Genomic DNA, 12,404 nt, shown 5'->3' with positions numbered 1-12,404 from the left:
TTAAACCGAAAGATGTGGCATAAAGTTGCATGGGCGATGGCTGGCATCTAACTGCTGTTTGATGATTTTTGTCCAACCGGTTTTGCACGCTCCTGTTGAACCTGGCATGGCAAAAATAACCGTATGGTTGGCAAAACCTGCAATGGCGCGAGACTGAATAGTTGAAGTGCCAATTTCATCGTAAGAGACCAATCGGAACAGCTCGCCAAAACCTTCAACTTCTTTATCAAACAAGGGCTTTAATGCCTCTGGTGTGCTGTCGCGTGAGGTAAAACCCGTTCCACCCGTGATCAGCACGGCTTGCACGTTTTCATCCGCGATCCACTGAGACACAATCGCGCGAATTTTATACTGATCATCAATAACAATCTGCTTATCGGCCAGAATGTGTCCCGCTTGTTGAAGTTGCTCAGCTAAGTAACCGCCTGAAGTATCGTTTTCTTCAGTACGAGTATCAGAAACCGTCAGTACGGCAATATGTGCTGGTTGAAATGCGCTTTCTGCGTGACCCATGTGTTCACCTACTGTTCAAATGTGTACCAACATCACCCGCTAAACAATAGCCAGTGACAAAAAGAATTTAGCCGCCAATGGAGGCGAGATTAGGCGTCATACCCGTATTGCCATCTTGTAAAAAATGGCTGACCGACTTGGTCTGTAATTGCGCTTGAATTCGCTCAATTAAGGCTTGCTGTTGATTATCTTGAGCGAGCAGATCGCGTAATTCAACGCCTTGCTCACCGAAAAGGCACAGGTGTAACTTCCCCTTTGCCGAAACACGTAAGCGGTTGCAGCTATGGCAAAAGTTTTTCTCATACGGCATGATAAGACCGATTTCACCTTGGTAATCGGCATGAACAAATACTTGCGCTGGCCCATCATTGTGAGCTCGGGTTTTCAGCACCCAACCATTGGCAATCAGTTGATTACGAATGGCAACACCTGAAATATGGTGACGCTCAAACAGCGAGTCCATTTCACCAGTTTGCATTAGTTCAATAAAACGAAGTTGAATAGGGCGATGTTTAATCCAATCTAAAAAAGCAGGTAACTGCTGATGATTAAGGTCTTTTAGCAGCACAACGTTGACTTTAACTTGCTGGTAACCGACTTCAAAAGCGCGATCAATCCCCGCCATCACTTGCGTAAATTTGTTTTCACCCGTGATTTGGTGGAACATTCTTGGATCAAGACTATCGACACTGACATTGATATGCGTTAACCCGGCCGATTGCCAACCTTCGACTTGTTTGGCCATACGGTAACCGTTGGTGGTGGTCGCGACTTTCTCTATACCAGCGGTATTCGCCACACAAGCAATAATGTCGTTAAAGTCTTTACGCAAAGTCGGCTCCCCCCCTGTGATGCGTACTTTCGACGTACCACAGTCGGCAAAGGCTCGCACGACGCGTTGTATTTCAGGAAGGGTTAAAAAAGACGAGTTTTTCTGCCCCGAAGGTTGATAACCATCAGGCAGGCAATATGTGCATTTAAAGTTACAGACATCTGTAACAGATAAACGTAAATAATAAAATTTACGTTGGAATCTATCTTCGAACTGTTGCGCCACGGAACACCTTTCCAAATACGGGAGGCATAATCATTTCCAATTATGCCCTTGTGGTATTAGACCACTGGCTTAACCACCCTATCTCACAAAAATGAGACTTAGCCAGTTAAGCTCGGAGCTATGGCAGCCGTTGAGGTAGTATAATTAACTATCTCTACAGCAGCTGATAAGTAAAATACTTAATATTAGTAAGTGATTCTACCCTTATCGTAAAAAAAAAGAGTCCATTACCCAATTTACCTCCTAATGAGTATGGGTTGTGAACAAGCTGATTTAAATTGTAGTTAATTATTAAAAAATAAGAAGAACAGATGACTCTATACACTTCAAAGAAAGTCGTCGCCATTGGCGGAGGACATGGGCTTGGACGCATGCTAGCGGCGTTAAAAGATTTTGGCTCCAATGCGACAGGGATTGTAACCACCACAGATAACGGCGGTTCCACTGGGCGCATTCGCCACTGCCAAGGTGGCATTGCATGGGGCGATACACGTAACTGTATCAACCAGTTGATCACTGAGCCTTCAATCAGTTCGATGATGTTTGAATATCGCTTTAAAGGTGCGGGAGAACTCAATGGTCATAATCTCGGTAATTTGATGCTGACTGCATTAGATAACCTATCTGTGCGCCCTTTGGACGCGATCAACTTGATCCGCAACATGCTCAAAGTCGATGTTAATATTTTACCTATGTCAGAGCATCCTTCTGATCTTAGTGCACTTTCTATGGACGGTCATTGGGTCACGGGTGAAACGAACGTGGACGAGATGACGGAAGATTTAAGGCGCTTAGATTTATCACCTGAAGTGCCAGCAACCAAAGAAGCCATACTCGCCATCAGTGCAGCAGACTGCATCATCCTTGGCCCGGGAAGCTTTCTCACCAGTGTGATGCCACCACTACTGCTGCCCGAAATTGGCAATGCCATTGAGCAAAACGTAAAAGCAAAGCTGATTTTTGTTGAGAACTTGTCTCCCGAGCAAGGACCTGCTGGTCGCATGTCGCTACGGCAGAAATTGGAATGGTGTGAGCGCGCCTGCCACGCGCGAAAAATCGATGTGGTGATCGGCGATACACCACATCCGGAGCTGGCTGAACACTGGCATTGTGTCACTACAGAGCTAGCATCATCCAATCGTGACTGGCGGCACGACCGAGTTAAACTTCAAAAAGCCATTGAGAATCAACTCACAAGCTAATCCATCAAGTGGCAGTAGCAACGATGCGTCTCTTCGATAAGAGCGCGCATCGCCGCCACTTCTTCAGCCTCATCAAAAATGCAGTTTGCCTTTCCTTTGCTATCGATATCCACCGCTTTAGCGCACAGTTTATCCGCACCAAAGCTGGCGGCACTGCTTTTTAGAGCATGGCTGATGTCTTTTAAATATTCGATTTTATCCGGCAGATTTTGATCAGCTAGCTTCTGCGTATAGGCGCTCAGCTCGCTGAGAAAAATATCGAGCAATATTGGCACATTCTCTTCTCCAATTTCTTGGGCCAAATGCGCAATTTTGTTTTTATTGATCAGTTCCATATCTCTATGAGTTCTCTCTACTGTTCCACGCTTGAAGCTTGCGGTAGATCGTTGAAGGGCTAACGTCTAAATAACTGGCTGCTTTAGGAATATTACCATCACACGCTTCTATCGCTTGTTCGATGGCTTGCTTTTCCGTCATCCATAAAGGAAAAATATCGTGGACGGTTATATTTTCCTTGCGCGTATCCGTCGTTAGGTTTGCTAATCGGATCTTGTTATCCACGACTTGATTTAGCGGTGGCGGTAACATGCTCAGTTCGATCTCGTTGCCGTGGTTCAATACCACCACATTCCGCAACACGTTTTGCAGTTGACGCACATTACCCGGCCATTCATAGCGCGTAAAACGCTCCACAACCTCTGGCGCTAAGCGGACAAAACCTTTGCCTTCTTCTTTAGACATAAAGCCGAGTAAAGAGTAAGCAATTTCAATAACGTCATCGCCTCGCTCGCGTAACGGTGGTAAATGCAATGGGATCACATAAAGACGATAGTACAAATCTTCACGAAAACGGCCCTCTTGTACCTCTTTCCATGGATCGCGGTTGGTAGCGCAGACAAAACGAACATCGACACTTTTCATCTTCGATGAGCCCACTTTCTGAAATGTGCCCGTTTGGATAAAGCGCAACAGCTTGGTCTGCAAATCCAAATCCATTTCACACAGTTCATCCAAAAACAGTGTGCCGCCATCAGCCAACTCGGCTGCGCCTTGGCGATCGGTCGCTGCGCCAGTAAATGCGCCTTTCACGTGGCCAAAGAGTTCACTCTCTATTAAGTCTTTAGGAATGGCGGCGCAGTTAATCGCAATGAAGGGTTTATCGCCACGTTTACTGGCCGCATGAATCGCTTCTGCGCACACCTCTTTACCCGTACCACTTTCGCCAGTAATAAAAATACTGGCTTTACTGGAGGCCGCTGAGTCAATGGTTCGATAAACTGATTGCATGGTTTGACTGCTACCGATAAAGCCTTGGTAGTTCTGATTACCCGGGTTACCAGCCTCATTTTTTAGTTTGCTAGCTTTACGTATGGCGTTGTTAACCGTGACGCGCAAGCGGTCTGCTTCACAAGGTTTGATCAAGAAATCTTGGGCACCGTGACGCATCGCTTCCACTGCGGTATCGATCGAACCATGAGCGGTCATGAATATCACTGGCACATTGGGGTAGTGACTTTTCACAGCATGTAAAACGTCCATGCCCGTCATATCGGGTAATCGAAGATCCAGCAATATGAGGTCCGGCTCTCGGTGAGCTAAACTCTCTATCGCATCACGACCTGTACCAACAATATTGATATCGATTTCAAGGGGGGTGAGGTATGAGCGATACAGCGCCGCAACGGAAGCCGTATCTTCCACCATCAAAAGATATTTAGCCTTTTGTAGAGAAAAGTCAGGTTGCATATTCTAGCCATTATTATTTTGCACTTTGCCTTAACTATTGCATTAAGGTTCGCATTTTGCAAAATAAAATAACAAAAAGGCACTAATTCGTTAGTTAATAGCCCTTTTTGCATAAAATTAATTGGCACGATATGTGCTCTATTCAATATGACCCTTAGGGGTCACCTAGCCAACTGACGTTGTTAGTGAATAAAGTGTTCACAAATAACAGCCAATAGACCTTTTTCTATTGGCTATTTTTTTAACTGTTGGTAATGAACTGCTGACGCAGTTTTTCAATTTGGTCACGCTTTTCGGCAGCCAATTCAAATTCTAGGTTTTGTGCGTGTTTGTACATTAACCCTTCTAGTTTGGCGATCTCTTTTTCCAGTTGTAGCGGCGTGAATATTTCATAAGTTTGCGAGCTTTCTGCCACCTTCGACAAAGGTACTTGTTTGCTCATCCTCTGCTGCTTGGACTTAGTAATATCACCTAACTCCATAATGTCTTTGACATTACGTTTCAGCGCCTGAGGTGTTATCCCTTGTTCTTCATTATGTGCTTGCTGCTTTTCACGGCGACGATCGGTCTCATCCATCGCTTTCTTCATTGAGTTAGTAATGCGGTCAGCATAGAGAATCGCTTTGCCTTCAATATTACGTGCCGCACGGCCAATGGTCTGAATTAATGAACGTTCTGAACGTAGAAAACCTTCTTTATCCGCATCAAGAATTGCGACAAGAGAGACTTCAGGCATATCCAAACCTTCACGCAGTAAGTTAATACCCACTAACACATCAAATTCGCCTAGGCGAAGGTCGCGAATAATCTCAACCCGCTCAACAGTATCAATATCTGAGTGCAGATATCTGACCTTAACCCCATGTTCATGAAGATACTCAGTTAAGTCTTCAGCCATGCGTTTAGTCAATGTCGTGATCAGCACACGTTCATCTTTCGCTGAGCGAATGCGGATCTCTGACAACACATCATCCACTTGTGTTGCGACTGGTCGTACTTCCAGCACGGGGTCCAGTAATCCGGTTGGGCGCACCACTTGATCCACAATTTGTCCGGCTGATTTTTCTAGCTCATAGTTGCCCGGGGTAGCAGAAACAAAAATCGTCTGCGGCGCAAGTGATTCGAACTCTTCAAACTTTAATGGACGGTTATCTAAAGCGGAAGGCAACCGGAAACCAAACTCCACTAACGTTTCTTTGCGTGAACGATCACCTTTGAACATCGCGCCAATTTGCGGCACGGTTACGTGTGATTCGTCGATAATCAATAAACCGTCATGCGGTAGATAGTCAAACAGGGTCGGAGGCGGCTCTCCTTCTTTTCGCCCACTAAGATAACGTGAATAGTTTTCAATACCTGAACAAAAACCGAGCTCATTCATCATTTCAATATCAAATTGAGTACGCTGCGATATGCGCTGCTCTTCGAGTAGTTTATTGTTTTCCAACAGATAGGCTTGCCGGGTTCGCAGCTCCTCTTTGATGTGCTCTATCGCATCTACAATGCGCTCTCTTGGCGTAACGTAGTGCGTTTTAGGATAGATGGTATAGCGAGGAAGATCTCGCTGAATCATTGCGCCCGTCAATGGGTCAAACAAACTGATGCAATCTACCTCATCATCAAACATTTCAACACGCACGGCCGCATAATCCGATTCCGCGGGAAAGATATCGATGACCTCTCCACGAACTCTAAATTGACCACGTTCAAACGCCATATCGTTACGTGTGTATTGGAGCTCGGCTAAACGGCGGATAATGTCGCGCTGATCCATCACATCACCACGGCGAACATGCAGCATCATTTTCAGATAAGAATCAGGATCACCCAAACCGTAGATCGCCGATACAGAAGCCACAATAATCGCATCTTTACGCTCAAGCAGCGCTTTAGTCGCGGAGAGTCGCATTTGTTCTATGTGTGAGTTAATCGAGGAATCTTTTTCTATAAATGTGTCCGTGGTCGGCACATACGCCTCTGGCTGATAGTAGTCGTAATAAGAGACGAAATACTCAACCGCATTATTGGGGAAAAATGACTTCATCTCACCATACAGCTGGGCTGCGAGCGTTTTATTCGGTGCCAACAAGATAACCGGACGCTGCGCCTTGGCGATCACATTAGCCAAGGTGAATGTTTTCCCTGACCCCGTCACACCCAACAAGGTTTGATGAGCAAGACCTGCATCTAGCCCATCAAACAATTGCTTGATCGCCGTTGGTTGATCGCCTGACGGTTGATAACCCGATACCAATTCAAACGTTTTGCTCATAATGCCGTTGTCCTCTATAACTGAATAGGCATTCTCGCTGTTAGCCATGTTTTGTTGCAAGTAATTGTTCAAAATAGTTGCGTCGTAAATCACCCCTGTTTTGAAAAAATGCTAGTTTCTTCTCCATACGTTTGCTACCATCTTCGGCCTGATTGGTAAAAAACCACTCCTAACTTTCAAAAATAATCCACTTGTTTTCCCCAAAATTTCAAAATGACTCCCTTTTTCTCATCGCCATTCATTTTCATTTCTTATTGATAATTTCAGTTGATAAATCAAAAAATAAAATAAAAAACATAGTGTTATATAAAAAATAAACTCAACAAATGAGTAGAGTAATAACTCAACATTCATTGATGAAACGAATTGCTCAGGATTCGTCAACACACTTATCCACAATTTTGGTGGATAACTAAACCTAGCCTAATGCCGATAAGGGGTACAGAAAAGTAAAGTATTTTCAGGGAAATATTTTTACTTTTTCTTCGGCTGGAAAGGTTGACACTGAACACCCCAGTCGCTACCATTCGCACCGCTCAAAGCAATTCCCCCTTAGTTCAGTCGGTAGAACGGCGGACTGTTAATCCGTATGTCGCAAGTTCAAGTCTTGCAGGGGGAGCCAAATTCCAGAAGAAAGACGTCCTAGGACGTCTTTTTTTGTATCTAAATCTAGCTATTTCAAGGAATTGTATTCTCTTAACGTCTTTTCCTGACTCGTTAATCAATATAATTGCCCTTCATCCAAAGCAGAAGAAACCCAAACGAGAGGAGCATTCCAATTAATCGTGATCTCATTAAACGACCATGCATTAATGTTATCTCTATAACAGGTTTGGCCAACACACTGCCCCTTCAATGTCGCAGCGACTGGATCACTGTAACTCACTGAGTTGGGTCCACCCACTAGTGTGCCAGGTGCTGGAGCTGGTGACTTTTCATCCGCAGCATGTGCCCAAAAACGGTGATGTGGACTTTTAGCCGCATTGGTGCCGTAACCTGTAATATAAGACAGGTTCATTGGGTTCGCGCCTAGTAAGTAATCCATCGCATTTGCAGCCGCTTTTACATACTTAATATCGCCGGTGAAATCATTCGCATAGATTAAGAAGATAGCTCTATTTACAAAACTCGAGTTCGATCCCCATGGATACTCTTCTACCGTGTAAGGAATATGATAACCCTCGTTATTAATCTGGCCCACAAAGTTATCAGAGGTTGCGATTAAGTTTTTCCTTGCAACTTTAATTTGATCCTCACCCAATCCATTAGGCACAACGGCCAAGCTTATTGTTGCTAAAGGCGCTGTGTACCCCCAGAACATTTCGCCATCTGCTTCAATGTTACCTTTTGGTGTCTCTAGATAATGAGGAGAAGCTTTCAGTGCTTTAAGGTACTTGCTGTCACCTGTGGTGATATAAAGTTCACTTGCAGCCCAGTAGAACTCGTCTGAAAGCTCTTTATCATCATATGGGCCCGACCCTGTGAAGTTATCATAGGCAAGAATATTAGGATTTTTGCTCGCGGCTTCCCAAGCCTCTTGCGCCGCATTCAAACAGTTTTTTGAGAACGTAGGATCAATCTCTTTCCAAATTCGCGCACATTGAGCACCAATTGCTGACAAGTTCAACGTAGCCGCAGTGGTTGGATAACCCACATATCGCTTCTGGGTGTCCATATGAGGTGGCAGTGGCATACCTGTCCAAGCTTCATCAGCAACTTTATGGAAAGCCATCCCTTTTGCGTCAATCTTAGTCAGTTTAAGTGTTTTATCTTCAGACTGGTCACCAGCAGGAACCGCTACAGGTTGGTCACTATGGATCTGCATTGCCAATATAAATTCGATATTCCAACGAGCCTCTGACAACAAAGGATTAACGCCATTTCCAGCTTCTGGAATTTTCACTTTCCCTTCTGCAAAAGGAATTGGTGCGTTATCTAGCCATTTACCTCTTTCAAACAGGTTCAAAAGAGTCCAAGTCGAGATACCGCTGTTAACCGTATACTTACCATGGTCGCCAGCGTCATACCAACCGCCAGTTACATCGACAGAAAAATCACAGCCTGGCCATTTATTACCCCAGCTGTCCGTCTTATTAAAACAGGTAACCACATCGCTCATATGACCGCCGGGACGCGCTAGATCGTCACGCTGTACCAGAGCCTTATCAATCTCAATACCACTACGGTTTTGGTAGAAGTAAGACAATGCATCGTACTTCAACTGACTGTAGATATCTTTGCTAATGCTAAATGGCAAGCTCTCGTCTTCACCGACTTTTACTTTCAAGCCACTCATATCTGATCTGTAGTTCGATAGGTCAATACGGTGAATAAACTCGCCTGATGCCTTATTAAGACCAAAAACTTCCGTTTTACCTAAATCGACATTGATATTGCTGTTGTTTGTTAGCACCCACTTTAATGGCTCTTTAGATTCATTCGCGACAAACACAAACTTATCTGCTTGAGGAAGGTAACCGACTTGGTTAGCACGAACAGAATTTATCTTCAGCTCTTCAATGTATTTCTCACCGACGACTGAAACATTGCTAACGCATACGGTTCCCTTTTTCTGGGCGCCCATTTGAAACTGGAACTCAGTTTTAGCATCGCTTTCAACATCATGGCTGAACTTAAACTTATAGCTCTTCTTCTTCAGTGAAACTTTTGTATCATCCACAAAATAGTTGGTATAAGGAGGACCTTCATGCTGAATAAGCGTTCTCATTTGAGTATCAACGGTTGCATAAGCATCAAATGAAACTTCATAATCTGCTTTGTTTGCCAACCCAATCCCGCCCTGTCCTAAAATCACATTCCAAGGGTTCTCTCCTGGGCTTCTAATCTCAAGACATGCTTCGCCATTTTTGATTTTTACATCTGCACCAGCATTCCACCAACCATCCATGTTCTCGTTAAATTTGCCGTTCTTAATTTGCTCATTTGCATAAGCAAAACACGATGAAAGAATGAGTATTGTTGCCAATGATAGTTTGAATTTATGCATATTTACTCCTAGACATATAAATTACAACACCATTGAAATTAAGCGATTTTCATGGCTAATAAGTAGATGTCTAAGCACAAAAGAACCGTTCTAAAAACGCCTATTTCTCTCTTCGTGATACTGCTAGCACTTACCTCTAAGGTGATGAATCTGCTTCAAGGAAATCTCATCGATAAATTGACTTGTGCTCTAGCGAACAATTATATCAATCGGGGGGTAAACTAACTTTATAGCCTTTACAACATGCTCTTGAGCCCGGCTAACTATCTAGACCTTTGATATGAGCATAAGACCAGCTTGTACTCTTGAACTAAACGACCATGGTAAAAATCTTCTATTGGTAACCCCAAACGCTCACCAATCACCGTGGGCATTAATGTATTGATCTGCGGCAGGAGACCAAAAAGCACAATCATCACAAACGTAATAGTGATTGATCATTGCTAACAGCTCATTTTAAACGCGTTCCCCCATTTTGATTTAAATCTGTTTACATATTGACAATTGTACAAATGTTTCACACTATCGAAAATAATTAATGATAATAATTATCATTACGTCGTAATGTTTATGCGGATAGTGCCCATGAAATCTCTACATAATGTGATGAACGCTTCATCAATCACTCCTTTACCCAATCTATACCTTCTAGACCAATCATCAGAAACCGATAATCAACGATCAATGGCCGTTCACCAACACCGCCAAGACATTCAAAATATCTTGTCGGGTCGTGACTCAAGGATGTTGGTGATTATTGGGCCATGTTCAATCCACGACCCTGAGGCTGCAATTGACTATGCACAACGACTCGCAAAGGCACAAAAACAGTTCAGCAGCACTCTCAAGTTGGTGATGAGAACTTATTTTGAAAAACCGAGAACGCGGACTGGCTGGAAAGGATACATGGTTGACCCTGATCTCAACGGTCAATTTAACTTACTCAAAGGGCTAAGCTCTAGCCGTGAATTACTCAAGTCAGTCTTAGCGCTGGGTGTACCAACAGCAACTGAGTTTTTAGATACGCACATCGCACCGTATATCGCGGACCTTATTTGTTGGGGTGCGGTTGGCGCAAGAACCACTGAATCACAACCGCATCGCCAACTCGCGTCAGCATTGCACTGCCCTATTGGTTTTAAAAATGGTACTGACGGCAATACGACCATTGCAATCGATGCGATTCATGCCGCTAACGATTCACATCTGTTGATTATGGCGGGTGAGAATGGGCAACCGGTTGCGGTGCAAACTCAAGGTAATCCATATTGCCATATCATTTTACGTGGTGGTGTCACGCCAAACTATGCAAGTCACAGTGTTAAAAGTGCGGCTTATCAATTACATCATAGCCAGCTCAGCAGCAGGCTAGTAATTGACTGCAGCCACGGCAATAGCGGGAAAATCGCTAAGAATCAATTGGATGTAATAAACAACATAGCCCAGCAACTGCTGTCTGGAGAGCGCCGCATTGCGGGGGTAATGTGCGAAAGCTTTTTGCAAGGCGGTAGCCAAGCTTTGAATAAAGGCTCGCTCTGCTACGGTCAATCCATCACTGATGAGTGCTTAAGTTGGGAGGATACAATGTGCTTTTTAAATACGCTCGATGATGCGGTCGCAACACTTCAACAGCAGCAATATTGTCACGCTCCAGTGTAAACGACCACTAAGGTGAAGCTCCCGTTTGCTTCACCTTGCCTATCGTCAGTGGCCTTCACCTAATTATCGAGCGTAGCGCCGCCATCCACTCTCAAATCATGCATGGTGATTTGACTTGCTGCATTCGACATCAAAAACATGACAACCCCAGCAATGTCTTCGGGCTCCGCCATTTTGCCAAGGGGTATCCCCAAACGGTACTGTTCAAGATTACCTTTTATCACTTCTCTTTCACCATATTCGCTGTTCCATAACTGCGTTTGCATTTCGGTGCGTGTTGAGCCCGGGCTAACGATATTGCATCGAATTCCATCGTTTGCAAGCTCAAGAGCTGCGCACTTGACCAACATATGCAAAGCCGATTTAGATGCCGCATATGCTCCAATATTGAGCCGAGGCGTATTCGCTGAATTAGAGCCAATCACAATAACATTGCCACGCTGGCGCACTTTCATTCCTATCGCAACCCCTTGCAAAGCGGCTAAGGTGCCAAACGTATTGACATCAAACATCGCTTTGATCTCTGACATCGATAATTCGGTTATTGAACCAAGGTGCAATGTGCCCGCGCAGCTGATGAAATGAGCAAACTGATAGCGCTCATTCAGTTCTTGTACCCTTTTTTTTACGTCGTCATGATGCTGTAAATCAAGCTCATAGCAATGAAGCTGCTCGGTATAGCGCGCGTTCAAACTCGCTAATTGCTGAGTTAATTGGTGGTGATTTCTATCCGTCGCTACAACTCGATAACCGCTCGCCAGTAAAGATTCCAACACGGCATAACCAATCCCCTGTCCGGCTCCAGTCAATAAAACCGTTTCGTCTAATTTCAGCATTTTCCTAACTTTACTCCGTTAAATCCACACTAGACCATAGCCATAACTGAATCTCAGCCTCAGTTAATAACATTAATTATCATTTGTTATTGATAATTATTATCATATATAA

The 12,404-nt window shown here is 44.2% G+C and carries 9 protein-coding genes, 1 tRNA gene and 1 riboswitch; of the genes, 3 read left to right on the top strand and 7 right to left on the bottom strand.

Annotated elements, in window-relative coordinates; translation table 11 throughout:
- Together moaB and moaA are read right to left on the bottom strand one after the other, a co-directional pair.
- Positions 1-513, bottom strand: a complete 513-nt coding sequence (moaB, locus tag AACQ21_RS10815) for a molybdenum cofactor biosynthesis protein B (protein ID WP_010320682.1) — start codon at positions 511-513, stop codon at positions 1-3.
- Positions 514-580: 67 nt separating this feature from the next.
- Positions 581-1,570 carry a GTP 3',8-cyclase MoaA gene (gene moaA, locus AACQ21_RS10810; RefSeq protein ID WP_026028246.1) on the bottom strand — a complete coding sequence of 330 codons (990 nt, stop codon included), beginning with the start codon at positions 1,568-1,570 and terminating at the stop codon, positions 581-583.
- A riboswitch (molybdenum cofactor riboswitch) is annotated at positions 1,559-1,702 on the bottom strand. It overlaps the preceding gene by 12 nt.
- Before the next feature lie 179 nt (positions 1,703-1,881).
- Between moaA and AACQ21_RS10805 the strand changes: the two genes are divergently transcribed.
- Positions 1,882-2,772, top strand: coding sequence for a YvcK family protein (locus tag AACQ21_RS10805; protein ID WP_013857260.1), 891 nt, complete (start codon positions 1,882-1,884; stop codon positions 2,770-2,772).
- On the opposite strand, the gene luxU is transcribed toward AACQ21_RS10805, so the two are convergent.
- From luxU to uvrB, 3 genes are all read right to left on the bottom strand, one after another.
- Entirely contained in the window at positions 2,769-3,107 is a 339-nt protein-coding gene (gene luxU / locus AACQ21_RS10800; protein ID WP_013857261.1) for a quorum-sensing phosphorelay protein LuxU, read from the bottom strand. The genes AACQ21_RS10805 and luxU overlap by 4 nt on opposite strands.
- Before the next feature lie 4 nt (positions 3,108-3,111).
- Entirely contained in the window at positions 3,112-4,518 is a 1,407-nt protein-coding gene (luxO, locus tag AACQ21_RS10795; protein WP_026028245.1) for a quorum-sensing sigma-54 dependent transcriptional regulator LuxO, read from the bottom strand.
- 241 nt (positions 4,519-4,759) lie between these two features.
- Positions 4,760-6,790 carry an excinuclease ABC subunit UvrB gene (gene uvrB, locus AACQ21_RS10790; protein WP_029189720.1) on the bottom strand — a complete coding sequence of 677 codons (2,031 nt, stop codon included), beginning with the start codon at positions 6,788-6,790 and terminating at the stop codon, positions 4,760-4,762.
- 546 nt (positions 6,791-7,336) lie between these two features.
- Here uvrB and AACQ21_RS10785 point away from each other — a divergent pair.
- Positions 7,337-7,412, top strand: a tRNA-Asn gene (locus AACQ21_RS10785).
- A 99-nt stretch (positions 7,413-7,511) separates the two neighbouring features.
- Here the strand turns inward: AACQ21_RS10785 and AACQ21_RS10780 are convergent.
- Positions 7,512-9,797, bottom strand: coding sequence for a glycoside hydrolase family 9 protein (locus tag AACQ21_RS10780; RefSeq protein ID WP_105977557.1), 2,286 nt, complete (start codon positions 9,795-9,797; stop codon positions 7,512-7,514).
- A gap of 585 nt (positions 9,798-10,382) precedes the next feature.
- On the opposite strand from AACQ21_RS10780, the gene AACQ21_RS10775 reads away from it, so the two are divergent.
- The gene (locus AACQ21_RS10775; RefSeq protein ID WP_105977556.1) at positions 10,383-11,456 is read left to right on the top strand and encodes a 3-deoxy-7-phosphoheptulonate synthase; all 1,074 of its coding nucleotides are present in this window, start codon (positions 10,383-10,385) and stop codon (positions 11,454-11,456) included.
- A gap of 59 nt (positions 11,457-11,515) precedes the next feature.
- Here AACQ21_RS10775 and AACQ21_RS10770 read toward each other — a convergent pair whose 3' ends face one another.
- A complete protein-coding gene (locus tag AACQ21_RS10770) occupies positions 11,516-12,292 on the bottom strand; it encodes a 2,3-dihydro-2,3-dihydroxybenzoate dehydrogenase (protein ID WP_105977555.1) in 777 nt (258 codons plus the stop codon).
- Between the last annotated feature and the right edge of the window lie 112 nt (positions 12,293-12,404).

Origin of the sequence: Vibrio sp. V01_P9A10T6 (assembly GCF_963877065.1) — a bacterium.
Classification (GTDB): Bacteria; Pseudomonadota; Gammaproteobacteria; order Enterobacterales; family Vibrionaceae; genus Vibrio; species Vibrio anguillarum.
This window is presented reverse-complemented; position numbering and strand designations above follow the sequence as displayed.

Bases quoted from the DNA above. Each gene is read 5' to 3' on its own strand.
- AACQ21_RS10770 (WP_105977555.1), bottom strand. From the start codon at position 12,292: ATGCTGAAATTAGACGAAACGGTTTTATTGACTGGAGCCGGACAGGGG.
- uvrB (WP_029189720.1), bottom strand. From the start codon at position 6,790: ATGAGCAAAACGTTTGAATTGGTATCGGGTTATCAACCGTCAGGCGAT.
- AACQ21_RS10805 (WP_013857260.1), top strand. From the start codon at position 1,882: ATGACTCTATACACTTCAAAGAAAGTCGTCGCCATTGGCGGAGGACAT.
- luxO (WP_026028245.1), bottom strand. From the start codon at position 4,518: ATGCAACCTGACTTTTCTCTACAAAAGGCTAAATATCTTTTGATGGTG.
- AACQ21_RS10780 (WP_105977557.1), bottom strand. From the start codon at position 9,797: ATGCATAAATTCAAACTATCATTGGCAACAATACTCATTCTTTCATCG.
- luxU (WP_013857261.1), bottom strand. From the start codon at position 3,107: ATGGAACTGATCAATAAAAACAAAATTGCGCATTTGGCCCAAGAAATT.
- AACQ21_RS10775 (WP_105977556.1), top strand. From the start codon at position 10,383: ATGAAATCTCTACATAATGTGATGAACGCTTCATCAATCACTCCTTTA.
- moaB (WP_010320682.1), bottom strand. From the start codon at position 513: ATGGGTCACGCAGAAAGCGCATTTCAACCAGCACATATTGCCGTACTG.